Source organism: Thalassospira lucentensis, from assembly GCF_050516545.1.
Lineage (GTDB): Bacteria > Pseudomonadota > Alphaproteobacteria > Rhodospirillales > Thalassospiraceae > Thalassospira > Thalassospira lucentensis_C.
Genome location: NZ_CP191544.1, coordinates 2,994,105 through 3,018,470, shown reverse-complemented (window position 1 = coordinate 3,018,470; position 24,366 = coordinate 2,994,105). Strand labels below are relative to the sequence as shown.

Annotated in this window: 22 protein-coding genes; 12 read left to right on the top strand and 10 right to left on the bottom strand. The window is 53.2% G+C overall.

Translation table 11 applies throughout. The features are described from left to right. Positions 1-75: 75 nt before the first annotated feature. Complete coding sequence (gene nspC / locus ACQ0MK_RS13850; protein WP_430473122.1) at positions 76-1,173, bottom strand: carboxynorspermidine decarboxylase; 1,098 nt, start codon at positions 1,171-1,173, stop codon at positions 76-78. Positions 1,174-1,847: 674 nt separating this feature from the next. On the opposite strand from nspC, the gene ACQ0MK_RS13845 reads away from it, so the two are divergent. Continuing rightward, positions 1,848-2,336 (top strand): VOC family protein, encoded by a 489-nt coding sequence (locus ACQ0MK_RS13845; protein ID WP_430473121.1) that lies wholly within the window; start codon positions 1,848-1,850, stop codon positions 2,334-2,336. Positions 2,337-2,368: 32 nt separating this feature from the next. Here ACQ0MK_RS13845 and ACQ0MK_RS13840 read toward each other — a convergent pair whose 3' ends face one another. Continuing rightward, positions 2,369-3,403: a LacI family DNA-binding transcriptional regulator gene (locus ACQ0MK_RS13840; RefSeq protein ID WP_430473120.1), complete on the bottom strand. Its 1,035-nt coding sequence runs from the start codon at positions 3,401-3,403 to the stop codon at positions 2,369-2,371. 174 nt (positions 3,404-3,577) lie between these two features. On the opposite strand from ACQ0MK_RS13840, the gene ACQ0MK_RS13835 reads away from it, so the two are divergent. The 11 genes from ACQ0MK_RS13835 to ACQ0MK_RS13785 all read left to right on the top strand — a co-directional run bounded on the left by ACQ0MK_RS13835 (position 3,578) and on the right by ACQ0MK_RS13785 (position 16,070). Beyond that, positions 3,578-5,131, top strand: a complete 1,554-nt coding sequence (locus ACQ0MK_RS13835; RefSeq protein WP_430473119.1) for a sugar ABC transporter ATP-binding protein — start codon at positions 3,578-3,580, stop codon at positions 5,129-5,131. Then, positions 5,124-6,146, top strand: coding sequence for an ABC transporter permease (locus ACQ0MK_RS13830; RefSeq protein ID WP_430473118.1), 1,023 nt, complete (start codon positions 5,124-5,126; stop codon positions 6,144-6,146). Before ACQ0MK_RS13835 ends, ACQ0MK_RS13830 begins: the two co-directional genes overlap by 8 nt. Before the next feature lie 64 nt (positions 6,147-6,210). After that, positions 6,211-7,167 (top strand): ABC transporter substrate-binding protein, encoded by a 957-nt coding sequence (locus tag ACQ0MK_RS13825; RefSeq protein ID WP_430473117.1) that lies wholly within the window; start codon positions 6,211-6,213, stop codon positions 7,165-7,167. A 116-nt stretch (positions 7,168-7,283) separates the two neighbouring features. Continuing rightward, positions 7,284-8,339, top strand: a complete 1,056-nt coding sequence (locus ACQ0MK_RS13820; protein WP_430473116.1) for a sugar phosphate isomerase/epimerase family protein — start codon at positions 7,284-7,286, stop codon at positions 8,337-8,339. Positions 8,340-8,422: 83 nt separating this feature from the next. Continuing rightward, entirely contained in the window at positions 8,423-9,586 is a 1,164-nt protein-coding gene (locus ACQ0MK_RS13815; RefSeq protein WP_430473115.1) for a Gfo/Idh/MocA family protein, read from the top strand. 453 nt (positions 9,587-10,039) lie between these two features. Beyond that, complete coding sequence (locus tag ACQ0MK_RS13810) at positions 10,040-11,005, top strand: 2-hydroxyacid dehydrogenase (RefSeq protein ID WP_430473114.1); 966 nt, start codon at positions 10,040-10,042, stop codon at positions 11,003-11,005. A 200-nt stretch (positions 11,006-11,205) separates the two neighbouring features. Next, complete coding sequence (locus tag ACQ0MK_RS13805; protein WP_430473113.1) at positions 11,206-12,369, top strand: TRAP transporter substrate-binding protein; 1,164 nt, start codon at positions 11,206-11,208, stop codon at positions 12,367-12,369. A gap of 100 nt (positions 12,370-12,469) precedes the next feature. Then, positions 12,470-13,042 (top strand): TRAP transporter small permease subunit, encoded by a 573-nt coding sequence (locus ACQ0MK_RS13800; RefSeq protein ID WP_430473112.1) that lies wholly within the window; start codon positions 12,470-12,472, stop codon positions 13,040-13,042. Positions 13,043-13,097: 55 nt separating this feature from the next. Continuing rightward, entirely contained in the window at positions 13,098-14,519 is a 1,422-nt protein-coding gene (locus ACQ0MK_RS13795) for a TRAP transporter large permease (protein ID WP_430473111.1), read from the top strand. Between the two features lie 13 nt (positions 14,520-14,532). Next, complete coding sequence (locus tag ACQ0MK_RS13790) at positions 14,533-15,885, top strand: amidase (protein WP_430473110.1); 1,353 nt, start codon at positions 14,533-14,535, stop codon at positions 15,883-15,885. Next, the gene (locus ACQ0MK_RS13785) at positions 15,885-16,070 is read left to right on the top strand and encodes a hypothetical protein (protein WP_430473109.1); all 186 of its coding nucleotides are present in this window, start codon (positions 15,885-15,887) and stop codon (positions 16,068-16,070) included. Before ACQ0MK_RS13790 ends, ACQ0MK_RS13785 begins: the two co-directional genes overlap by 1 nt. Positions 16,071-16,154: 84 nt before the next feature. On the opposite strand, the gene ACQ0MK_RS13780 is transcribed toward ACQ0MK_RS13785, so the two are convergent. From ACQ0MK_RS13780 to doeA, 8 genes are all read right to left on the bottom strand, one after another. Next, a complete protein-coding gene (locus ACQ0MK_RS13780) occupies positions 16,155-17,318 on the bottom strand; it encodes a sulfotransferase family protein (protein ID WP_430473108.1) in 1,164 nt (387 codons plus the stop codon). Continuing rightward, a complete protein-coding gene (locus ACQ0MK_RS13775) occupies positions 17,315-18,004 on the bottom strand; it encodes a hypothetical protein (RefSeq protein WP_430473107.1) in 690 nt (229 codons plus the stop codon). The genes ACQ0MK_RS13780 and ACQ0MK_RS13775 overlap by 4 nt, the downstream gene beginning before the upstream one ends. A gap of 89 nt (positions 18,005-18,093) precedes the next feature. Next, positions 18,094-18,402 (bottom strand): hypothetical protein, encoded by a 309-nt coding sequence (locus tag ACQ0MK_RS13770; RefSeq protein ID WP_430473106.1) that lies wholly within the window; start codon positions 18,400-18,402, stop codon positions 18,094-18,096. Beyond that, complete coding sequence (locus tag ACQ0MK_RS13765) at positions 18,399-19,787, bottom strand: arylsulfotransferase family protein (protein ID WP_430473105.1); 1,389 nt, start codon at positions 19,785-19,787, stop codon at positions 18,399-18,401. The genes ACQ0MK_RS13770 and ACQ0MK_RS13765 overlap by 4 nt, the downstream gene beginning before the upstream one ends. Before the next feature lie 216 nt (positions 19,788-20,003). After that, positions 20,004-21,452 carry a hypothetical protein gene (locus tag ACQ0MK_RS13760; protein WP_430473104.1) on the bottom strand — a complete coding sequence of 483 codons (1,449 nt, stop codon included), beginning with the start codon at positions 21,450-21,452 and terminating at the stop codon, positions 20,004-20,006. Between the two features lie 126 nt (positions 21,453-21,578). Next, positions 21,579-22,070: an Lrp/AsnC family transcriptional regulator gene (locus ACQ0MK_RS13755; RefSeq protein ID WP_430473103.1), complete on the bottom strand. Its 492-nt coding sequence runs from the start codon at positions 22,068-22,070 to the stop codon at positions 21,579-21,581. 1 nt (position 22,071) lies between these two features. After that, positions 22,072-23,070 (bottom strand): N(2)-acetyl-L-2,4-diaminobutanoate deacetylase DoeB, encoded by a 999-nt coding sequence (gene doeB / locus ACQ0MK_RS13750; protein WP_430473102.1) that lies wholly within the window; start codon positions 23,068-23,070, stop codon positions 22,072-22,074. Between the two features lie 111 nt (positions 23,071-23,181). After that, a complete protein-coding gene (doeA, locus tag ACQ0MK_RS13745) occupies positions 23,182-24,363 on the bottom strand; it encodes an ectoine hydrolase DoeA (RefSeq protein WP_430473101.1) in 1,182 nt (393 codons plus the stop codon). Between the last annotated feature and the right edge of the window lie 3 nt (positions 24,364-24,366).

The following is a 24,366-nucleotide window of genomic DNA, read 5'->3' as shown; positions in this document are numbered from 1 at the left end:
GGGCCAAAAACTCCCTTGTTGTGAGAGGTGGGGCAACTCAGTGCCCCGGTTCGCTATGAAAAGTCCTTTTCCTGCTTAGGAAAGGCTCGATACGTAGTCATCAAAGGTGAACTCACGCACAACGCGTTCCGTTCCGTCGAGTTCCCGGATTACGATGGACGGCATGCCGACCCCGTTAAACCAGTTCTTTTTGACCATGGTGTAGCCGGCCGCATCCTGAATGGAGATACGGTCGCCGACCTTGATCTCATGCTCGAAATTAAAGTCGCCAAAGACATCCCCGGCCAAGCATGATTTGCCGCAAATCATATAGGAATGGTCGCCGGTATTTGGCAGCACCTTGGCATTTTCGCGGTAGATCAGAAGGTCCAGCATGTGGGCTTCGATCGAGCTATCGACGATGGCCAGGTTTTTGCCGTTAAACAGGGTATCGAGCACGCTGACTTCAAGGGTGGTGCTTTTCGTGATCGATGCTTCGCCCGGCTCAAGATACACCTGCACGCCGAACTTTTCGGAAAATGCCCGAAGACGCGCACAGAATGTATCAAGCGGGTAATCATCACCGGTAAAGTGAATGCCGCCGCCCAAGCTGACCCATTCGACACGCGACAGGAGGGATCCAAATTTGGCTTCGATATTGCCCAGCATCTGATCAAACAGATCAAAGTCGGCATTTTCGCAGTTATTGTGGATCATAAAGCCGGTGATCTGATCCATCACGGCTTCGACCTTGGTGACATCCCATTCGCCAAGGCGCGAAAACGGGCGGGCCGGATCGGCCAGATCGAAGCTTGATGTCGAGACCTGCGGGTTCAGGCGCAAACCGCGCACAATTGACGATGCCTGATCGCTAAAACGGGTGAGCTGGCTGATGGAATTGAAAATGATTTTATCAGCATTTTCAATCACCTCAGTGATTTCATCATCGGAATAAGCCACACTATAGGCGTGGGTTTCCTTGCCGAATTTCTTGCGGCCAAGTTTAACTTCGTACAGCGATGATGATGTTGTGCCATCCATATAATCGGACATGAAGTCAAACACCGACCATGTGGCAAAGCATTTTAAGGCCAGCAATGCCTTCGCGCCGGAATGTTCGCGCACATAGGCGATCTTTTCCATGTTGCGCAGCAGCTTGGACTTATCGATCAGATAATACGGCGTTGCGGGCATAGGCGGCTCTCTACAACTATGTCACGGGGACGGGAAAAATTGGATAGGGTGGCGTTAAACGCCAAAACCGAACGTACCATCAGGCGCACCAGAAGTTGGTGCCATCATCTAATGGTCGGCGAAACGTTGCGTCATCCATGACCCGGAGACGGATAAACTGTAGTCATTCATCGTTTATGTCCCCATCAAGGGTGGTGATGCCAAATGCGCGTTGTTTGAATGTGGGTAACAACGCGCGCGATCGCCGGGATGTTCCGCAGCTATGTTCCGCGACCCAATAGCAGCGAGGGGCATGACGGTCAATACTGCATTGCCTTAATATGTAGGGTCAGGACTGATTAATGCGACTGCCATTCCAATCGAATTAATCAGTCCTGACCCTAATGCGATTTTATCATTGCGTGATATTGTGGTTTTATGACGCTTTGTCCGGATGGTCATCGCATTGATTTTGGTTTGCAATTCCCCATCTGCTTAGTATGGGCGGACGCCGGAAAAAATACGTGCGTTTGAAAGCGAAAACACGCTGCTTGCAAGTTGCGAAATCCTGATCCTAGTCTGATACCGAAACCGCGGGCATTCAATGGTTCAGGAAAGATTGACCATATTGATGGCGGATCATTTTCTGTGTTCTCGCGTTTGACCCTTAAGGATAACCAAAGACGGAGGAGGCCATGTCACCTGCACCTGTCAGTGTCGACCATCTTGCTTTTCCAACCCGCGATCTTGAAAAGACGGATCATTTTTATGCCAAAGTGATCGGCGCAACGCTTGTCCATGCCGAAAGCGGTTATAGCCCGTCGTGGAAAAGCGATTATTTGCTGATGACATATTCCTTGCCGGATGGAACGCGGCTGTCATTCTTTGACTGGCCCGCAGATACCGGGCCTTATCCCAATGATCCGCATATGCCCGACGAAGTGTTCCATATCGGTCTGCGCTGTGATGCGCCGCGTGATGTGATTGCCTGGCAGAACCATCTGTTCCAGCACAAGGTGGTGTATCACAATGAAGATGACGGGCGCGCACGGCGTCTGTTCTTCCGTGATCCCAACGGTATCCGGTTCGAGATTTTCGCATCAGAAACGTCAAAATCCGGGCGTGATCACGAAGGAGAGGCGCGCGCTGTGGTTCGGGAATGGCAAAAGATCACAGGTGGTTAAGGGGGTGGTTCGCTAAGGGATAGCTTGTCACCTTAACTCTTGGGGCAAGGGCCTGTGCTTTGTCGCACGATCAATTCGGTTGGTACAATGACAGGGCCCTTTTCACGGTTTTCAAAAGGTGCCTTGGCACCCAGCCGATCCAGAAGAAGGGCAATTGCCCGTTCGCCCAATCGGCGGCGGGGTTGGCGAACGGTGGTGATGGGCGGATCATAGGCGGCCGCATGGGGAATGTCGTCAAAACCAACGACGGAAAGGTCTTGGGGGATGCGCAGGCCATATTCCTTGGCCGCAACAATTACCCCGATTGCCATGCCATCACTGGCACAAAATACGGCTGTTGGTCGTGTTTTCGGATCGGCCAGAAGGGCGCGTCCGGCGGCAATCCCCGAATCAATTGAAAAATCACCGCGATACATCAGGGCCGGGTCGTGTTGAATGTCAGCGGACACCAATGCGCGGCGATATCCCGCAACACGGTCTGTGGTCAGGATGTTGTTTGAAGGGCCGCTGACATGGGCGATGCGTGTGTGGCCAAAATCCGTCAAATGGCGGGTGGCGATAAAAGATGCCTCGTCATTATCAATGATGACAGTTGGCAGCGCACATCCGGGAATACGTTCACAGGCAATCACCACCGGCGGCGCTGCATTTGCCGGTGCATTGGCAAGCGGGGCTGGTAATCGACCATTCAGCAAGATCATGGCATCGGCCTGATTGCTGCGCAGATAGGCGGCATAAGTGGCTTCGCGGTCAGGGTCGTTTTGCGTATCACCAATCAGAACATTATAGCCCGCCTGACTGGCACCTTTTTCAATGCCCGACAGAATCGATGAAAAAAACGGGTTTCCGATGTCTGGAACCAGCAAAAGGATCATGCCAGAACGGTTCAGGCGCAGGTTTCTGGCCATGACATTGGCGGTATAGCCCGTCGCGGCGATGGCGGTTTGCACTTTTTCACGGGTGGTTTCTGAAACCACATCTGGCTTGTGCAAAGCCCGGCTTACAGTGGCAATCGATACCCCCGCATGGCGGGCAACATCTTCAATCGTCGCGATTTTTTCATTCATGCTTCTTCCTACTCTGCCGGTAACAGGCTGTCTAGCGGCATTCATCAGGTCGTTTGGAGCGGTGATTTTGATCACAATTACACAAATGTAAAGGTTTACATAAAAAATGAAAACGTTTACACAGGCTGTAATAAGCAGTTGATCGCAAAAATGCGACGCTAGGGAGGATACATCATGTCGGATGCGGCCGTTCACGCCGTTAATCCCGATCAACAGGCGCGAATACGCCTGTCCGGTCGGCAGATTTGCAAGTCATTTGGATCAGCACAGGTGCTTTTCGATGTTTCCATCGATCTGTATGCGGGCGAAGTCCATGCTCTTTTGGGCGAGAATGGTGCGGGCAAATCGACATTGGTTAAAATCCTGTCTGGCTATCACCAGCCGACCAGTGGTGAACTGGTTCTTGATCAGGCATCTGTTGAATTCCTTGATAGTGAAATTGGTGAAAACCACGGCGTGATCCTGATCCATCAGGAATTGAACCTTGCCGAACAACTGACCGTTGAAGAAAACATTTTCCTGGGCCGTGAAATCAAACGGGGCTGGTTCCTTGATAAAGCGACGATGCGCTTTGAGGCCAAAAAGCTTCTGGATCAATTGCAATGCGATGTTGATCCGCGTACGCGCATTCGGGACCTGCCGGTATCTGACCGCCAGATGGTCGAAATTGCCAAGGCACTGTCCAAAAAAGCCGATATCCTGATTCTGGACGAACCCACAGCGGTTCTGACCGGGCGCGAGGTTGATATCCTGTTTGAGCAGATCAAGCGGTTGCGCGAGCAGGGTGTGGCGATCCTTTATATTTCTCATAAACTTGACGAGATCAAAGCCATTGCCGACCGGGTGACAGTTTTGCGCGATGGGTGTCACATCACGACCGAACCTGTTTCGGGTCTTGAAAAGGATGATATGGCGCGTCTGATGGTTGGGCGCGACATCAAACAGATGTTCCCCGATCGTGAACCGGTCAAGGCATCCGACATTGCGCTTTCGATCCGGGGGCTTTCGGTGGATGGGCAAGTCCGTGATGCCAGTTTTGATCTTCGCCGTGGTGAAGTTCTTGGCTTTGCCGGGATTGTCGGAGCCGGACGTACCGCCCTTATGGAAGCGATCATTGGTCTGCGCGACAGAAGTTCGGGTCAGATTGAGCGCAATGGGGCGCCGATCCAGATCAACAGCCTGCAAGATGCCAAGAAAAGCGGGATTGCTTATCTGACCAAGGATCGCAAAGGCAGCGGGTTGCTGTTGAATATGGATATGCGGCCCAATCTGACATTGCTGGCACTGGAAAAATTCGGGCGCGTGATCATTGATCGCAAGGCCGAAGAAGCCGCGCTTGAAGCCGCGATTGAAGCATTTGATATCCGGGCAGCCGACCGTAAATCCAAGGTCGGTGATTTTTCCGGCGGCAATCAGCAGAAACTTCTACTGGCCAAAGTCATGGAAACCGATCCGGACATCGTGATCATTGATGAGCCGACACGCGGCATTGATATTGGTACGAAAAGCCAGATTTATCATTTCATCGGCGATCTTACCAATCGCGGTAAATCCGTCATTCTCCTGTCGTCCGAAATGCCCGAAATGCTTGGCCTGTCTGACCGTATTGCGGTTATGGCAGCCGGGCGCATTACAGGCATTCTCGAAGGTAACGACCGCAATGAGCATGAAATCATGCGGCATGCGACAGGAATTTCAGGCAAGCAGGGAGTGTCTGTTCATGAGTAGCCTTGAGCGCACCGAAGCCACGACTTCAAAGACTTCGAGCGGCTTTAGCATCGATTTTAAGGCGCTGGGCCCGTTCCTTGCGCTGGTGGGACTTTTCATCTTGGGAACGGCGATTAATGAAGCCTTCCTGAGCGGCGGGAATCTTTCAAATATTTTCACCCGCGCGGCCTTTATCGGCATCATCGCGGTCGGGGCGACCTTTGTTATTACGGCCGGCGGGATTGATCTTTCGGTCGGGTCGATGGCGGCGTTTATTTCCGGTGCCATGATTGTTGTGATGAACACGCTTGTCGAAACATTGGGGGCCGGGGTTGAAACCGTTCTTCTTGGTGTTTTGCTCAGTATCGTTCTGGGCATCGGGGCCGGGGCGGTTAATGGTCTGGTCAGCACAAAGGGCAAGATTGAAGCCTTCATCGTCACCCTTGGCACCATGGGGATTTACCGATCGCTTGTGACCTATATGGCCGATGGCGGGACCTTGTCGCTTGATTTTGGGGTGCGCGGTGTCTATCGCCCGATTTATTACGGCGATGTCTTGGGCATTCCTGTGCCGGTACTGGTGTTCTTTGTGGTCGCGGTTGCCGGGTATGTGTTGTTGAACATGACGCCGTTTGGCCGGAAATGCTTTGCCATCGGGTCAAATGAACAGGTTGCACGCTATTCCGCAATCCATGTCGACCGGGTCAAAACCCTGACCTATGTGATCCAGGGGATTTGTGTGTCGATTGCGACCATCATTTATGTGCCGCGCCTTGGTTCGGCATCCAGTTCGACCGGCGTTCTTTGGGAACTTGAAGCCATTGCAGCCGTGATCATTGGCGGCACGATGCTTAAGGGCGGCTATGGCCGGATCTGGGGCACGGTTGTCGGTGCGATCATGCTGACCACCATTGGTAATATTCTGAATTTGACGGATGCGATCAGTAACTATCTGAACGGAGCGGTTCAGGGGCTGATCATCATCGTTGCTGTTTTCCTGCAACGTGGGGACTGGCGACGCAAAAAGAGCAAATAACCGGCGATCAACGTCCGGGATGAATGTGAAAACGCATCATTTTTTTGATCAGGAGGAAGCGTTTATGAAAACGTTTACGAAATATCTTGGGGCCGCCTGTGTTCTGGGTCTTGGCCTTGTGTCTACCGGTGCTTTTGCACAGGAAAAAATTAAAATCGGTGTTTCTATTCCCGCTGCGACCCATGGTTGGGCCGGTGGCCTGAACTGGCATGCTGCGGAGGCCGAAAAACGTATCGAGGCTTCCTATCCCAATATTGATGTCGTCGTTGTTTCGGCAAATGGTGCATCGGAACAGGCCAACGATCTTGAAGATCTGGTGTCGGTTCAGAATATTGATGCGTTGGTTATCTTGCCGTTTGAATCTGATCCGCTGACCGTTCCGGTCCAGCAGGTCAAGGAAGCTGGAAAGTTCATCACCGTTGTTGACCGTGGTCTTTCCCTTCCGGGGATTGAAGACGTTTACGTTGCGGGGAATAACCCGGAACTGGGTCGTGTATCGGGTGAATACATCCGGGATCGTCTGAATGACGAAGGCAAGATCGTTATCTTGCGTGGCATTCCGACCACGATTGATACCGAACGTGTGGATGCCTTCATTGAATCCATCGAAGGTTCAAACATCGAAGTTCTTGATATGAAGCACGCCAACTGGAACCGCGATGACGGCTATGAAGTGATGCAGGACTTCCTGTCGCGCTTCCCGCAGATCGACGCGGTCTGGGCACAGGATGATGACATCGCACTTGGTGTGATCGAAGCCGTCAAACAGGCGGATCGTACCGACGAGATGTTCATCGTTGGCGGTGCGGGCATGAAAGACATCATCAAACGCGTGATGGATGGCGACAAACTGACCCCGATTGACGTTCTGTATCCGCCAGCAATGATCGCAACCGCGATGGAGCTGACGGCGCTGAAATTCACATCCGGTGTGCCGGTTGAAGGCCGCTACATTCTTGGCGCGACTGTCGTGACCCAAGAAAATGCCGAGAACTTCTATTTCCCGGACAGCCCGTTCTAATTGATCTTTGCTAATTGGTCTTTGGTTGGGACCAAGCATCCAGGCGTCGGGCGAGATCCCGCCCGACGCCCCTATTTTCCACCATACCCATCAGGACGCAGTCAAAGAGGTCTGAGATGAAAACGCTTAAGGGACCGGCTATTTTCCTAGCCCAGTTTGCAGGTGATGAAGCCCCGTTCGACACCATTGATTCCATTGGCCGTTGGGCCGGGTCGTTGGGATATAAGGGGGTTCAGATCCCGAGTTGGGACAAGCGGCTGTTTGATGTTGAAAAAGCTGCAAACAACAAAGATTACTGTGAAGAAATTACCGGAACACTTGCGCAATATGGCGTCGAGTTGACCGAACTTTCGACCCATCTGCAAGGCCAGCTTGTTGCGGTTCATCCGGCTTATGATGAAATGTTTGACGGCTTTGCTGTACCGGAAGTGCGCGGCAATCCCAAAGCCCGTCAGGAATGGGCGGTTAATCAGGTAAAAGCAGCGCTTAAAGCATCGCAACATATGGGCATTTCGGCCCATGCGACTTTCTCGGGCGCGCTTGCCTGGCCTTATGTTTATCCGTGGCCGCAGCGCCCGGCGGGTTTGATTGAAACCGCGTTTGACGAACTTGCCAAACGCTGGACCCCGATCCTGAATGTTGCGGATGAATGCGGCGTTGATGTTTGCTATGAAATCCATCCGGGTGAAGACCTGTTTGACGGGGCAACATTCGAGATGTTTTTGGAGCGGGTGAAAAACCATCCACGGGCCAACATTCTGTATGATCCGAGCCACTTTGTGCTTCAGCAGCTTGATTATCTTGATTTCATCGATATTTACGCCGACCGTATTCGTATGTTCCACGTCAAGGATGCCGAATTTAATCCGACCGGGCGTCAGGGCGTTTATTCCGGGTATCAAAACTGGGTCGGGCGTGCGGGGCGGTTCAGGTCGCTTGGCGATGGGCAAGTTGACTTTAGCGCAATCTTTTCCAAGCTTGCCGCGATTGATTTTGATGGCTGGGCCGTGTTGGAATGGGAATGTGCGTTAAAACATCCCGAAGACGGTGCCCGCGAAGGGGCCGAGTTCATCAAGAACCATATTATTCGCGTGACGGAAAAGGCCTTTGACGATTTTGCCGATGGCGGCACGGACGAGGCGGCAAATCGCCGTATTCTTGGCCTTGATTAAGGCAGCCTAGGTCCTGAGCCTAAGCCTAAGCCTAAGCCCGTCACGTCGTATCAAACACAGTGAAAAGACTTCTGGAGACAGACATGAGCAATATTTCCAATCCTAGTCGTCGCATCCGTCTTGGTATGGTCGGTGGCGGGCAAGGTGCCTTTATCGGTGCTGTTCACCGCATTGCAGCCCGCCTTGATGACCGTTACGAACTGGTTGCAGGGGCTTTGTCATCAAAGCCTGATATTGCTGCCGCGTCGGCCGCAGAATTGTTCATTGCCCCGGATCGCAGCTATGACAGTTTCGAGGCCATGGCCAAGCAGGAAGCCGCACGTGAAGACGGTATGGATGTCTGTGCAATTGTCACACCAAACCATCTGCATTTCCCCGCCACCATGGCGATGCTGAATGCAGGCATTCACGTGATTTGTGACAAGCCGCTTTGCCTGACGGTCGAGGAAGCCGAGAAAATTCAGGCCAAGGTCGAAGAAACCGGTCTTTTGTTTGCCCTAACACATAATTACACCGCCTATCCGATGGTGCGCGAAGCCCGTCAGATGGTTGCCGATGGCAAGCTTGGCAGCATTCGACTGGTGCAGGTCGAGTACCCGCAAGGCTGGATGGCAACCCGGGTCGAAGACACCGATAACAAGCAGGCCAGTTGGCGTGCCGATCCGGCCAAAGCCGGTATGGGCGGGGCACTTGGCGATATCGGCACCCATGCACATAATATCGCGGAGTTTGTCTCAGGGCTTGAGGTCAGCGAACTGTGCGCGGATGTTGATGCCATTGTTCAGGGCCGTAAGCTTGACGACAATGTGCAAATTCTTCTGCGCTATGAGAATGGCGCACGCGGGATGCTTTGGGCCAGTCAGGTTGCCATTGGGCATGAAAATGGTCTGAAATTGCGGGTTTATGGTGACAAGGGCGGGATTGAATGGGCGCAGGAACATCCCAACCATTTGCATTTCCGCCCGCTTGATGGTCGCCCGGAACTGCTGACCCGTGGCGGGGCCGGTATCGGTTCCGAAGGTCTGCGTGGTGTGCGTGTGCCACCGGGACACCCGGAAGGCTATCTTGAAGGTTTTGCCAATCTTTATAGCGATTTTGCCGATCAGTTGACTGCGCATATCAACGGAACGGCACCAGACACGGGATCGCTTTTGGTGCCCGGCGTTGTCGAAGGCCTTAAAGGCATGAAATTTGTCGAGGCCGTCGTTCGGTCCGGTCGGGACGGGGCTGTTTGGGTCAAGATGTGATCACGTTACGGGCACTGTAAATCTGGGGATTGCAGAAGCTCGTAGATCATAAATTACGGATTCTTCCCGACCGGCGTCTTGTCGGCCGCATTGCCGCTGCCTTAACGGGCAGCGGCCTTTTTTATCCCAAATCGCTTTTTGATGACGTGCCAGAGTCTGCTTGCGGTGATTCGCACGGGTCATTGTTGGTCAGATGTATACGTTTGTATGAAAGAAAGATGTTGGTAAATTTCGTTTGGGAAATCAGGGCGTAAAACTGGTTTTATCTATTGAAATCATTGTCCTGAGTGTCTTTTGGTGTGTGTGAGGCATTTGCAGTTCGGTCCTTGGTTTTCCACGAAGTGAAAAAGAATTGCTGCATAGTTGATCGCCTATTGATGGTTTTTCCTTATAGGTGTTTCCTTGTTAGATAATAAATAAATCTACCTTTCAGGGAAAACCGGGAGCGTCCGCATGCCCGATAAGCCAAAGCTTTTGATAACGCGCCGTTTGCGTGATGCCGTTCAGGCACGCGCGGCACGCGACTATCAGGTGCTTACCAATGCCGAAGACCGCGTTTTTACGCGTGAAGAACTGATCGAAAAATGCCAGCAGGTCGATGCTGTCCTGCCGTGCCATTCCGAACATTTTTCAGCAGATGTCATCGCGGCATTGCCGAAAAACCTTAAGATTATTGCCAACCATTCTGTGGGTGTCGATCACGTTGATCTGGCGGCTGCCAAGGATGCGGGGATTGTTGTGACCAACACCCCTGATGTGTTGTCCGATGCCACGGCCGAGATCGCGATGCTGTGTATGTTAGGTGCATCACGGCGCGGTGCCGAAGGCGATGCCATGGTGCGTGCCGGGAAATGGGATTTCTGGTCGCCGGCCTTTATGGTCGGGCGGCAGGTCACCGGCAAACGTTTCGGCGTTCTCGGGATGGGGCGTGTCGGGCAGGTTGCAGCCGAACGTGCGCGTGGTTTTGGAATGACTGTTCATTATCACAACCGCAAACCGGTCGCGGAACATCTTGTGAAGGGGGCTGTGTATCACGATACGATCGAAGGGCTTTTTGCCAATTCGGATGTGTTGTCATTGCATTGCCCGTCAACGCCGGAGACGACCGGCATCATTAATCGTGATACCATTGCGTTGCTGCCAGATCGTGCGATTATCGTGAATACGGCACGGGGCAATCTGGTGGATGAAGATGACTTGGTCGCGGCCCTTGAAAGCGGAAAGCTGTTTGCTGCCGGTTTGGATGTGTTCCGCACTGAACCCGGTGGAAATCAACGGATTAGCGCGTTGAAAAACGTTTTTCTGTTGCCACATATAGGATCCGCCACCGAAGAAACGCGCGATGCCATGGGGTTCCGCGCGCTGGACAATCTTGATGCCTATTTTCAGGGACGTGAACCGGGTGACCGGGTTGCGTAAAAGGTGGGAAACCGCCGAAATTTCGTTAGTTCAAAGTTATAATAATAACAAAATGCGTGCCGTTTTTCAGGTCCCGAAACGGGAAAAGCGCATCCTAAATGATCTTCAATAATGAGGTCAGGGACTTTTGAAGGCTGACAGTTATCGTTCATTATCCGGCAATGGTTGTCGGGAAACGGCGATAAATCTGGGAGGAAATAATGGATATGAAATCTAAGGCCAAAGACGTGACGTCCAAGGAACTATCCCGCCGTTCGTTCCTTACCAAAGGTGCGACCGGGGTTGTCGCCGGTGGTGCCGCAGCAACAGGAATGTTTGCCGCACCTGCCGTCCATGCACAGCCAGCACCGATGGTGCTGAAAATGCAGACTTCCTGGCCGTCATCTGACATCTGGATGACATTTGCCCAGCAATATGTTGATCGTGTCGAAGCCATGTCAGGTGGTCGCCTTAAAATCGACCTTCTGCCAGCAGGTGCTGTTGTTGCTGCTTTTCAGGTTCTGGATGCGGTCAATGATGGCCTGATCGATATTGCGCATTCCGTGCCGGTTTACTGGTATGGCAAAAACAAAGCGGCATCCCTGTTTGGTACCGGTCCGGTGTTTGGTGGTTCTGCAACCACGATGCTGAGCTGGTTCTATGCGGGCGGTGGTCAGGAATTCTATCGCGAACTGACCCAGGACGTGATGGGTCTTGATGTTGAAGGCCTTCTTGGTTTCCCGATGCCAGCACAGCCGTTCGGCTGGTTCAAAGGCGAAGTCAACACGGTTGCCGATATTGAAGGCTTCAAGTACCGCACCGTGGGTCTGGCTGCTGACCTTCTGCAGTCAATGGGCATGTCTGTTGCACAGCTTCCAGGCGGGGAAATTGTCCCGGCAATGGAACGTGGCGTGATTGATGCGTTTGAATTCAACAACCCGTCGTCTGACATGCGTTTTGGCGCACAGGACGTTGCGAAGAACTACTATCTTTCTTCGTACCATCAGGCATCTGAAAGCTTTGAGTTCCTGTTCAGCAAATCGCTGATGGAAGACCTTGATCCGGATCTCGCAGCGATCTTGCGCCATGGGGTTGAAGCTGCTTCGACCTCGAACACCGCACTTGCCATGGATAACTATTCTGCCGATTTGCAGAAACTTCAGGACGCCGGCGTTGAAGTTCACCGCACGTCGAAAGAAATCCTGGCAGCGCAGCTTGAAGCTTGGGATAAACTGATCCCGACCCTGGAAGAAGATCCGTTCATGAAACGGGTTCTTGATAGCCAGCGTGCATGGGTAGAACGTGTGACTTATTATGAACTGATGAACTCGCCTGATTATCAGTTGGCATATAACCACTACTTCCCGGGCAAATTGAAACTCTGATCAACCGTTACGGTTTTTCAGTGGTTTGATGATCCTGATCGCTTCGTCTGCTGTGTCATGCAGCAGGCGGAGCGATCAATACGCGAACGGACAGGATTTCATGATTGGATTTATTGAATTCGCGGACAGATTGTCGGCTTGGTTTGGCAAAACCTTTGGCTGGCTGATTCTCCTTATGACGCTTGGCATGAGCTATGAGGTGGCTTCGCGATACTTATTTAACGCACCAACCACATGGTCACTTGATGTGTCCTTTATCATGTATGGCACGCTGTTCATGATGGGTGGGGCTTATACCCTGTCACGCGGCGGGCATGTACGCGGCGATTTCCTTTATCGCCTGTGGAAGCCTCAAACCCAGGCCAAGGTTGATCTGGTCCTTTATATCTTTTTCTTCTTCCCCGGTGTTACGGCACTGATCCTGTCTGGCTGGAAATACGCGGTCCGGTCTTGGGGTTATGGCGAAGTAAGCGTGAACAGCCCGGCGGGCGTTCCGATCTTTCAATTCAAGGCGGTGATTGTCGCAGCCGGTATTCTTCTGTTCATTCAGGGCATAGCCCAGGTCATGCGTTGCATTTTGTGTATCCGCGAAGGGTACTGGCGTAATGCGGATGATGATGTCGAAGAAACCGAAGAACTGCTGATGAAACAGCAAGTGGCCAAGGAAGACTGACCGATGCCGGTTTCTGACCACGACCTGATCAACGCCCCCGAACGGAGCTGCCAAAGTGATTGACGCACATGTCGCCCTGCTGATGCTGGGCATCTTTATTATACTGGTATTTCTGGGTTTCCCGGTTGCCTTTACCCTGATGGCCTTGGGGATAGGATTTGGTTATTACGCCTATTTCGATGCTGGTCGCATGTGGCGGGCCTTTGACCGGCTGGCCGAAGACAGTGATATTCTGACATCCGTGAGCACGTGGTTTGAAGGCGCGTTTAACAGTCGAATATTCGATCTGTTTATCAACCAGACATACACGGTGATGTCCAACGAGGTGCTGACGGCAGTGCCGCTGTTCCTGTTTATGGGCTACATCGTTGAACGGGCCAATATCGTCAATCGGTTGTTTGGCACCCTTAACATTGCGGCGCGCAATATACCGGGATCCCTTGGTGTTGCAGCCCTTGTTACCTGTGCATTGTTTGCGACCGCGACCGGGATTGTCGGTGCGGTTGTGACCCTGATGGGGATGCTGGCCCTGCCAGCGATGCTTAAAGCCCGTTATGACAAAAGCTTTGCTGCGGGCATTATCTGTGCCGGTGGTACGCTTGGCATTCTGATCCCGCCATCAATCATGTTGATTGTCTATGCCGCTGCATCGGGTGTTTCGATTGTGCGTCTGTATGCGGGCGCGCTTCTGCCGGGCCTGACCTTGGTTGGTTTGTATCTTTTGTATGTGATGGGCCGTGCAATGTTGCAGCCCAAGGCAGCACCGAAGCCAACCAGTGATGAAATTCCCGAAGTGCCGCTGCCCAAAGTTCTCTGGATGCTGGCAACCTCGTTCTTCCCGCTGGCCTTCCTGATCCTGTCGGTTTTGGGGTCTATCCTGTTTGGTCTTGCGACCCCGACCGAAGCCGCATCGATTGGTGCACTTGGCGGGATGGTTCTGGCATTGTCTTATCGGGCACTGACCTTTGACCGGTTGCGTGAGTCGGTTTATCTGACGGTGCGGACATCGGCGATGGTGTGCTGGTTGTTTGTCGGGTCTTATACGTTCTCGTCTGTGTTCTCTTATCTTGGTGGTGAACATGTGATTGCCGAGTTTGTTGGTGGACTTGACCTGACGCCGCTTCAGTTCCTGTTGCTGGCCCAGCTGATCATTTTCCTTCTTGGCTGGCCGCTGGAATGGTCGGAGATCATTATCATCTTCGTTCCGATCTTCCTGCCATTGCTGCCGCTGTTTGATATTGATCCGCTGTTCTTTGGTATTCTGGTTGCATTGAACCTGCAGACCTCGTTCCTGACACCGCCGATGGCGATGTCGGCCTATTACCTGAAAGGGGTGGCGCCTCCGGGGATGTTGTTGACCGATATCTTCAAGGGCATCATGCCGTTCCTGTTCATGGTGATCGTCAGCATGGTCTTGATGTACACTTTCCCACAGATCGTGTTCCATCTGCCGGATCTGTTCTACGGCGCACGGTAAGGGGATTGCTTAGATGAGTAAGATCAACCCATTACTGACGCTTGATGTCATCGAGTTGCGGGACCGCCTTGCAAGCGGGGCGGTCCGCGCAGTCGAATATGTCGAGGCCTGTCTTGCCCGGATCGCCGAGATTGAACCACAGGTTCAGGCATGGGCGTGGCTTGATAGTGATCATGCCATTGCCCAGGCCCGCGCATTGGATGCCAGACGGCAATCCGGTGCACCAATTGGCCCGCTTCATGGCCTGCCCGTCGGGTTAAAGGACGTCATTGATACGGCCCGTATTCCAACGTCAAACGGTACTGTGCTTGATAGCGGTCGGGTTCCGGAAGATGATGCGGTTTTGGTGTCGCGGCTTAAAGCGGCCGGTGCGATCATTATGGGCAAGACGGTTTCCACCGAACTTGCCTTTATGCATCCATCAAAAACCCGAAACCCCCACAACCCGGATCATACACCGGGTGGGTCATCAGCCGGATCGGCGGCCGCCGTCGGTGCGGGCATGGTGCCGCTGGCTGTTGGCACGCAAACGGGTGGATCAATTATCCGTCCGGCTTCGTTTTGCGGGGTGGTCGGGTTTAAACCGACATTTGGCGCGATTGCCCGAACCGGGGTTCTAAGCCAAAGTCCAAGCCTTGATACGATTGGTGTCTTTGCCAATTCGATCAATGGTGCGGCGATGGTGGCTGAAACCCTGTTTGGCCATGACGCACATGATCCTGCAACCACGCCAAGTCCAACGCCAAGGTTGCTTGATACGGCCAAAAGCGATCCATTGGTAACCCCGATGTTTGCCTTTGTCCGTCCGCCGCAATTTGAAGACGTGGCGGATGAAGAAACCGTCATGGCGTTTGAAGAGATCACCAAAATGCTTGGTGATCAATGTTTCGAGGCCCCTTTGCCCAAGGCATTTGATGATGCGAGTGCGCTTCGCGCACGGATCAACTTTGCCGAAATGGCCAAGGATTACTACGCCTATGAAAAACGTGGCCGGGATCAATTGTCGTCAGAAATTCTCGAAGCGATTGATAAGGGCAACGATGTCAAGGCGCGCGATTATCTTGCCGCACTTGATTGGCGCAAGATTCTGAATGCCGGGTTGAAGGAAGTGTTCGCGCGCTGTGATGCGATCATAACACCGGCGGCCCCTGGACCTGCTCCGGCGGATTTGAATACCACGGGCAACGCGATCTTTAACGGACTTTGGACGTACTGTGGCACACCGGCCATTACCATTCCGTTGCTTTGGTCGCAAAGCGGTATGCCGATGGGCATTCAGCTTGTCGGAAAAATAGGTGACGATGCCCGTTTGTTGCGGACAGCAAACTGGTTGAAAACATATCTCAGTACACAGGGAGAAACCTGATGGCGAGTAATCTTGTAAACCGCATTATGGCGCTTTCGGCGTTTGTGGTTCTTGTCGGTTTTGTCGGCATTCTGGTTGGGTATGTCCCGCGCTGGGATTTGGGGATCATGGTGGCGTTTACCGTCGCCCTTGCCGGATGGGATCTTTGGCATGTTGCCACAGGTCGTAAGGAAGACACCCACTGATCTGTCAGGGAGTATTCCTGAGAGATGCAAGGAAACTGACGGGGCAGGAAAACATTCCTGCCCCTTTTTTGTCGGTTATATGCTTTAGGCAGGTCTGCCGTCATAGCCAAACCGTTTCGCCGCAATGCCGGTGAGGTCGTGGATCATTGCTGTTTCTTCGGTGCTAAATTTCGGTTGGTAATAATCCGGCGCATGAATGGTCGGGGCAACGCGGTCAATGATCGGTTGTGCATCATCCAGATCGACATGGTCAAACAGGGTGCGCAGTTTTCCTGCCGGATCGGCAACAAGGTCTTCATAGCGGACCACAAGTGTCGCCTTATCCAACGCCTTGTTCACGATCAACCGGTCGGCGATATAGTGATGCAGATTTGACCAGTATCGCGCCCAGCCTTCTATTTCATTCCCGTTTTTCCAAAGCTTCATGATGTCGAGTGTCGCATGCAGATCGCCGGTATTGATCGGGCGACGGTCGAGACCGAATTCATAATGCCCGACACGCTGCATATGGGCTACCGCACGCGGATTGTTCTGTTCACCCAAACAAAACAGCGCATGTTGTTTGATCAGGGATGCGATATGCCAAACCGGATCACGCACCGGCAAGACAAAGCGTGCGTCGGGGAATATCGACAACAGATATTCCATCCGGGTGACGAGATAATTGGCCTTTGACACATAACGTTGACCGCCGCGTACATGGATCAGTTTGCGAATATGTTCGCGGTAGAATTTTTCGAATGCCGGGTTGCTGATCTGACCATCAAGAATGTTGCTTTCGCCGGTATCATGCAGATGGCGGAAGAACGCCATCCAGATCATTTCTTCGAAGGCTTCGGGGCTTTCGGGGGTGATGTTGATACCATCGGCATGGGTGCGTTCGACCGCGACATTCTGCCGACCCGGGGCAAGATCAACAAAGCGGTTCCAGAACCATGGTGTAAAGACCGGCGGATAATCGCGGTAGCGGTGGGTTGCGGCATCTTCATGCCGGGCGAGTGTTTCAAGCAAGATTGTGCTGCCCGATCGGGCAAGACCGGCAACGAAGATCGGTTTTTCGACCTGAACGTTTTCGATGCTGTCAGCAGCCATCCTTGTTTCGAAATTGCCCAGGCGTATCCATTGCGACGGGCTGCGCGCGATCCATCCGCTTAGCCAGTGGTCCCATCCCGAGACGTGGAATGCTTCGGCATTGGAAGGCGTACGCGATGAGGGGGCATTGGTCATGTTGTTTGCTGAGTGGTTCATTCGATCCGAAATCCTTTCTTGATCGCAAGCGATCCCAACAAAAGGGCGACAAAGAATGTCAGCTCCCAGCCACGTGCCCAATACGGCCCGACAGAAAGGATTTCCTGTGCAGGTAACTCGAAACGAAGCAAGGTCACCGGGGTGTCATCGGGAAGATATCCGGCGGGATTCCCGATCAGATGGTTCCACCAGACCTTGTGATGCATGACCGGAATGGCGGCTGCGGCGGCAACGACATGGCTTTGCCCGTCAAGGTTTCCGGGGATTTGCACAATCGGGCAGGTGCCATTGTCGGCATCCGGGTTGATGCCGACCTGTTCAAACGCGGTTCCTTGCGGTTCGATTGTGATGGCAATGTTTTGATCGGGGGCTGGACAGCTATATCCATATTGCCCGTCCAGCCAGACAATCAGGGCAAGGGCGGGCAACGATGCAACAACGGCCGGACCGATGACAAAGCCAACCAGCTTGAACGCCTTTCCAAGCTGCGCGCGGGCCAGTCGCATGCCATGAGCGAAATCTTCGCCATCATCATCGGCCATGGCTTTTTGCGCCGTTTTGACTTCGGACTTGATCTGTTTGATGCGTTTTTGTGGCGACAGGACGCGATACAGCACCATTGAGATCACCGCACAGAGCAGTGCCCATACAAGCACGCGGCCAAACGGGCCGATGGCATTTGTCATAAGCCCGTCCAGGGTGGCAAATACGGGTGCGGGCCAGTCAAAAATTCCCATCGTGCTCAAGTCCTGTGGTCGGTTATTGCGAAGTTGGCTTAGGAATTCTGTTGTTCGGAAACATGTGTCGCCGTGTGCTTGGCCGTTTCACGGTTGGCTTTGCGTTTGCGCATCATTTTGCGAAGCGGCCACATCAGAATGAAACCAACAGCGACAAATACCGCGGCCAGAACGGCCCAGAGTGCGGATAAAAGGCTTAGCCCCGCACCGGGACCGACATAGGCATGGGCCGGAAATGCGGTCAGAAGCATGGCGCAGGCAATTGTCGCCGTTCCGATTGTCAGCAGTTTCAAATCGGGCTTTGTCGACGGGGCGATTGTTTTAGGTACGTTTTGTTCGGATATCATTGTGCTTCTCCTGCGTTGGAGGCGGGGGTGTTGCGATACAGATAGACACGCGCATCGGTGATGCGTTCGGCCTGCGATACAACGGGGATAAGTTTGGTGTCGGGTTTTTCGGGATCATCACGCCGGATCGGGTTGTGGAATTCCCACACGATGTCGCCGTCCTGTGTGACTTCAAGCAATCGGCCGCCACTTGATTCAGTGATCAGCGTATTGCCGTTGGGCAGGCGTTGCTGATCTGCGCGGATGTTGCTGTCGAACTTCTGATCGGCCGTGCCTTTATATTGCCAGGTGATGGCATTGGTTTGCGGGTTGATCTGAAGCACGCGCGATTGCCCGCCATCCGGATCGGCAAGCTGCCCCTGATTATCAAACAGCAAGATATCGCCATTGGGCAGAACATCCGGGTCATGCTGACCCAGCCATGGACCGCGTGTCGCCCAGACGATTTTTTCCGCATCCATATCAAGCACGGCAATGATGCCAAGATCACGGAAGGAGACGACAACATCACCTTCTTTGCCATAGGCGAAGTTTTTGGCCGTTTGGGCGTCAATCAACTGGATGGTGTTGGTGTGCAGAATATCTTCGTTCGAGAAATAGGGCGCGAAATCGACCATGTTCGCATAGCTTGAATTGATCAGCGCATCGAGGATGGAGACCTTTTTGATCTCTTCACCCTCTGGCGACAAGATTACGGCAAAGTCATCGAGACGCGGCGGGGTCAGTTGTTTGCGATTGGCATAGCTGTTGAACCGGAATTCCTGCGTTAACGCATAAACCCGCCCATCATCGGCGATGGAAAAATCGTGATGGGCGGTGCCGAGATATTTCCAGACCGGGTTCGAATCCCGATCAATCTTGGCCATGCCATAGCCATATGGCGTATCGCCAGCCGCGGTATATTGAACAATCAGATCACCATCCGGTGCCATCTTGGCCGTATGCCAATGCATGAAATCGTCTTTTTGCGGATTGGGGATCGGGGATGTTTCATCATGGATGGTGCTAAAGGGCATGCGCCATTCATGGACAATATTGCCATCCATATCGATCAGCACGGCATGCGGGCCATCGCCGGATGAATAAAGGGTCAAGCCGTCCTGTGCACGGTTTTCGTCGTGAATGGTGACACCGGTTTGCGTGCTTCTGGCCTCGGACCAGAAATCAAGCCGTTCAACATCGGTGTATTTTGTGCGCTGTTCCCACAATGCGGTACCAGCACGCCATGCATTTTTAAGCGGTTGATATGGCGGCACTTCAGCCAGAACGACAAACGCGCCCAAACCGAAGCTGATTGCGGCAATACCGACAACAAAGGCAGAAATAAAAATGCGATCGCCGCCATTGTTGGCGGCGGTTTGATCTTCTTTATCAGGACCAGGCACGCATAACCTCCATATCATTTGAGAGGGAGGTTACGGTGCAGTGCGGGCGAATTTACGGCCACTTTTCCGGGGATTATGGCTTTTTGGCCGGTATTTTGTCGCGGTTTCGCCTTAAACGTAAATTGTAAACATGACTTTTCGCGTTGGTAACAGGGATAATGATGGCGTTTATCCGGGCCCTTGCCGGGTGGAATATTTGGCATGTTGCACCATGATCTAACGGCGGTATTCTACCCCGTCAAACACCAGAACCGTTCCGTCATAGCCGCAGGATACTGTGCCTGACGGGGCGCTCATGCGTTGTAGAACTTTTCCGGTTGCTGCGTCGCTATAGACGCCGTTGCCGTAGGTGACAGAAATGCTGTCGGGGGTGGTGGTAAAGGTAAAACCGATTTCAAACCGGTATTTGGCCGCACCCCCATAGGTGTAGCTGATGAAATTGCCACTGCCTTGACCGGGGCTGTCAAGGCGCAGGGTTGAATTGCCGGTATTGTCATTAAATGTACCGCTGGCATTGCGGCATCCGGCTTGGCCGGTTTCCGGTTGGCGGGGGGATTGTTTGGTGGCTTCCTGTGCGGCTTTCCCGGCGGCGGCTTTGGCTGCGATCTGGCGGTCACGTTCCATCAGGGTGGCCAGTTCATCGGGCCCGGAGAGTTTTTTGCCACCATAATAATAGCATTCACCGACCGCGACCATTTCCCTGCCACAGACAAATGCGCCGGTCTGTCCGGGGAAGACCGATCCATCGGGCAGGTCCATCCAGTCGCCTTCCCACCGGGTCAGACGACCCTGACCGAATGGTTTGCGTTCGCGCACGGGTCCCTGCCAGATCGTGCCATCAGCCATCTTCAATTCGCCGTCTTGCGGTTCGAACAAGGTGTAGCTGCCGGTAAAGACGGTTCCGTCCGGCCATTTGGTGGTGCTGCCCGGTGTCAGTTGGTGGCCCGCGTTTTGATAGTCGCCGTCAACGTCACGGCCATCGGCATAGGTGATGTCGCCGGTGATTTTTTCATCGGTGATTTCGGCGTTGAGGATTTCGGCAAAGGGCAGGCCATTGCGGGTAATCTCGACCGTTCCTTCGCCAACCCGTTCGCCGTTATTTTGCGGGCCGGTATATTCGGCGCGAAATCCGCGTTCGGCAAAAAGTGTTTCGGGTTCATAGGTGGTGGATATCGGCACGCGCCAGGCGGTGGTATCAAGTTCTGGATGGGCGCGGAACGGATCGATCTGCCGACTGATGACAATGTTGTCGGACAGCAAACCATAATCGGCGTAGACGACCGTGGTTTCGCCGGGGCGGATTTCGATCTGACCATTATATTTGAGATCCCCCAGACGATAAACCGTCAAGGTATAGCTGTCGGGCCAGAGGGTGTATTCCTTGGTCTGCCCGGCGGAAAGCTGTTCGGTGGTAAAGGGTTTGAAGCCCTTGTTGCGCGCCGCCTTGGTGATCTGCATCTGCCAGCCATAATAGGCCCCGACACCGGATGGATTGATTTTGAACTGAAGGATTCCCGGATCGGAAATTTCGGCAGCGGGCAGGTTGTTCTGGGCAGGTGGGCTGGCGGTCTGTGGGGTGCCGGTGGTTTGACAGGCGGTAAGGACCAGCCCAAGCAGAGTTGCGCCAACCGTTTTTGCCATTACTGTCAGATAACGCCTGTCCATGCCATAAATCCCCCGAAAATGGCGGCTCCGATGCGCCTGAACCAGAATGGAATTTCGGGTTCTGTTGCAGCGGAAACTTCGCCATAAATTCGGGGGAAAGGAAAGCGGAAAGACATTCTTGAAGGGTTATTTTCGTTCCGGGGACTCCACCAGATTTTCAATCGGGGTGATTGCGGTGGTTTTGACTTTCTTGGTCACGATATAGGTGAAGTATCGGTCAATCCCGATATCGGAGACCAGAAGCCGGTCTATCAGGCGCTGATAGGCATCAACATCGTGGCATAATACCTTGAGCATATAATCCACCCCGCCGCCGAGCGCATAGCATTCGACGATTTCGGGGATGTCCTGCACGGCCTTTTCGAAAATCTGGAAGTCATCATGCTGATGATGGCGCAGGGTGACTTCGGTCAGAACCAGGGTTGGTTTGACCAGTTTTTCAAGATTGATATGGGCATGATAGCCCGAAATAACGCCAAGGTCTTCAAGGCGTTTAAGCCGTTCCCAACAGGGGCTTGGCGAAAGGTTCACCGCCTCGGCCAGTTTGACCTTGGTGATGCGCCCTTCGCGTTGCAGGGTTTTGAGGATTTTCAGATCCAGCTCATCAAGCCTGATCATGTCAGAGCACCTTTGCAATCACGGCCAGACAGTCCCCCGTTTTGATCAATCCGGGGAAATGGCGACATGAAACAATGCCATCACGCGATGCATGATATTCACGCGGGACGGAGCCGGTACGCTCCACATCATAGATGCGGGCAATCAGATCGCCCTTTTTAACCATGTCGCCAAGATCAACACAGGGTTCAAACAGTCCGGTTGCCTCCGATGCGACAAAGCAGGTGTCATCGGGCATATCAAGCATGGTGGTGCCATCCGGTGCGGCGTCAAGTTCGCCGCCAACAATACCGGCATGGATCAAAATATTGCGCACACCGCGATCGGCAATCGCAACCCGTTCTGCGGTGGTTGAACCACCCCCGCCAAGTTCGGTGGTGACAAAGGTTTTGCCAGCTTCTTCGACAACAGTATCGAACATGCCAACCGCATCAAGTTCGAGCATCATCATGGAATAGGGCGCGCCAAAGGCGTTCATTGCCGCCACACAGCGGGCTTCCTGTTCCTTGTCAGGCAGGACGTGGGCCGCCGCGAACGGAATGAAATCAAGCGTTTTGCCGCCCGAATGGATATCGAGAACAATGTCGGCTTCGGGGACCAGAAAACGCAGCACATAGTCGGCAATTTTCTGGGTCACGGTGCCATCAGGCTTGCCGGGATAGGACCGGTTCATATTGCCCGCATCAATCGGGGAAATCCGCGATGCATTGCGAAATGCCGGATAGTTCATGGCAGGCAGGATGATCACGCGGCCCGATACTTCGGACGGGGTAAGCGATCCTGCCAGTTTGAACAGGGACACAAGGCCCTCGTATTCATCGCCATGATTGCCGCCGGTCAAAAGGGCGGTGGGGCCATCCCCGTTTCGAATGACCGTGATCGGGATCATCACAGCCCCCCACGCAGAATCATCGCGCGAATAGGGAAGCTTTAAAAAGCCGTGATGAACGCCATCCTGATCAAGCGGGATCGTTGGGCTGATGGGTGATGGTTTTGTCATGGTCGTATCCTTAAATATCCCGGTTTCGCGACCGTCGTTACCGGGCGGTGACGTCTGACACCGTATGCTGCCCACTTTAGATGGGCAGCATCGGTGCGGTTTTGATGGCGACTAGTTCTTGACGAACAACTGCCGTGGATAACTGGTCAGGGTTTTGCTGCCGGTTTCCGTAATCATCATGCTTTCGGTGATCTCGATCCCCCAGTCATCAAACCACAGGCCCGGCATGAAGTGGAAAGTCATGCCCGGTTCAAGAACCGTTTTATCACCCGGGCGTAAGCTCATGGTGCGTTCGCCCCAGTCTGGCGGATAGGAAAGCCCGATCGGGTAACCGCAACGGCTGTCTTTTTCGATGCCGAATTTTTGCAAAACACCAAAGAAGGCAAGGGCGATATCTTCGCAGACATTGCCGGGTTTGGCGGCTTCGAGACCGGCCTGAAGGCCTTCGATCAGGGCACTTTCAGCATCAAGGAACCGCTGATCAGGGTCGCCCAAGAAAATCGTGCGCGACAGGGGGGCGTGATAGCGTTTGTAACAGCCGGCAATTTCAAAGAACGTACCGGAATCACCGGGGATGGGTTTTTCATCCCATGTCAGGTGCGGTGCCCCCGCATCCGGACCCGATGGCAACAGCGGAACAATCGCCGGGTAATCGCCACCAATCCCGTCGACACCGGCGATGCCGGTACGGAAGATTTCGGCGACCAGTTCGTTTTTCTTCATGCCCGGTTCGACGATCTCGAAAATACGTTCATGCATGTTTTCGACAATGCGTGCGGCCTGACGCATATAGAAAATCTCGGTCTCGGATTTGATGGCACGCTGCCAATTGACCAATGCGGTTGCATCGGAAAATTTGGCATTGGGTAGATGGGTCTGCAATTGCAGGAAGGCCTTGGCCGAGAAATAGTAATTATCCATTTCCACGCCGATGCGCCGTGATGCCCAGCCACGATATTCAATTACCTCGGAAAGGTAATCCATCGGGTGATGGGTGGTCGATTGCACATAGTAATCGGCATAGGGAATGATGCGATCATGAGGCATATAAACCGTGCGTTTGGCACCATTGGCGTCCTGAGATCGCCCAAACCAGATCGGGTCATCTTCAATTGGCACAAGCACACATTGATGGACATAAAAGGACCAGCCGTCATAGCCGGTCAGCCAGGCCATATTTGATGGGTCGGTCACGATCAAAAGATCGAGCCCCTTTTCCACCATGGCTTTTTTGGTTTTCTCCAGACGCTCGGCATATTCCTCGCGCGTGAAATTTAATTCAACCTGGCTCATCGC

Bases quoted from the DNA above. Each gene is read 5' to 3' on its own strand.
- ACQ0MK_RS13760 (WP_430473104.1), bottom strand. From the start codon at position 21,452: ATGGACAGGCGTTATCTGACAGTAATGGCAAAAACGGTTGGCGCAACT.
- ACQ0MK_RS13780 (WP_430473108.1), bottom strand. From the start codon at position 17,318: ATGAACCACTCAGCAAACAACATGACCAATGCCCCCTCATCGCGTACG.
- ACQ0MK_RS13775 (WP_430473107.1), bottom strand. From the start codon at position 18,004: ATGACAAATGCCATCGGCCCGTTTGGCCGCGTGCTTGTATGGGCACTG.
- ACQ0MK_RS13815 (WP_430473115.1), top strand. From the start codon at position 8,423: ATGAGCAATATTTCCAATCCTAGTCGTCGCATCCGTCTTGGTATGGTC.
- ACQ0MK_RS13835 (WP_430473119.1), top strand. From the start codon at position 3,578: ATGTCGGATGCGGCCGTTCACGCCGTTAATCCCGATCAACAGGCGCGA.
- ACQ0MK_RS13845 (WP_430473121.1), top strand. From the start codon at position 1,848: ATGTCACCTGCACCTGTCAGTGTCGACCATCTTGCTTTTCCAACCCGC.
- ACQ0MK_RS13790 (WP_430473110.1), top strand. From the start codon at position 14,533: ATGAGTAAGATCAACCCATTACTGACGCTTGATGTCATCGAGTTGCGG.
- nspC (WP_430473122.1), bottom strand. From the start codon at position 1,173: ATGCCCGCAACGCCGTATTATCTGATCGATAAGTCCAAGCTGCTGCGC.
- ACQ0MK_RS13805 (WP_430473113.1), top strand. From the start codon at position 11,206: ATGGATATGAAATCTAAGGCCAAAGACGTGACGTCCAAGGAACTATCC.
- ACQ0MK_RS13785 (WP_430473109.1), top strand. From the start codon at position 15,885: ATGGCGAGTAATCTTGTAAACCGCATTATGGCGCTTTCGGCGTTTGTG.
- doeA (WP_430473101.1), bottom strand. From the start codon at position 24,363: ATGAGCCAGGTTGAATTAAATTTCACGCGCGAGGAATATGCCGAGCGT.
- doeB (WP_430473102.1), bottom strand. From the start codon at position 23,070: ATGACAAAACCATCACCCATCAGCCCAACGATCCCGCTTGATCAGGAT.
- ACQ0MK_RS13840 (WP_430473120.1), bottom strand. From the start codon at position 3,403: ATGAATGAAAAAATCGCGACGATTGAAGATGTTGCCCGCCATGCGGGG.
- ACQ0MK_RS13825 (WP_430473117.1), top strand. From the start codon at position 6,211: ATGAAAACGTTTACGAAATATCTTGGGGCCGCCTGTGTTCTGGGTCTT.
- ACQ0MK_RS13820 (WP_430473116.1), top strand. From the start codon at position 7,284: ATGAAAACGCTTAAGGGACCGGCTATTTTCCTAGCCCAGTTTGCAGGT.
- ACQ0MK_RS13755 (WP_430473103.1), bottom strand. From the start codon at position 22,070: ATGATCAGGCTTGATGAGCTGGATCTGAAAATCCTCAAAACCCTGCAA.
- ACQ0MK_RS13830 (WP_430473118.1), top strand. From the start codon at position 5,124: ATGAGTAGCCTTGAGCGCACCGAAGCCACGACTTCAAAGACTTCGAGC.
- ACQ0MK_RS13800 (WP_430473112.1), top strand. From the start codon at position 12,470: ATGATTGGATTTATTGAATTCGCGGACAGATTGTCGGCTTGGTTTGGC.
- ACQ0MK_RS13810 (WP_430473114.1), top strand. From the start codon at position 10,040: ATGCCCGATAAGCCAAAGCTTTTGATAACGCGCCGTTTGCGTGATGCC.
- ACQ0MK_RS13770 (WP_430473106.1), bottom strand. From the start codon at position 18,402: ATGATATCCGAACAAAACGTACCTAAAACAATCGCCCCGTCGACAAAG.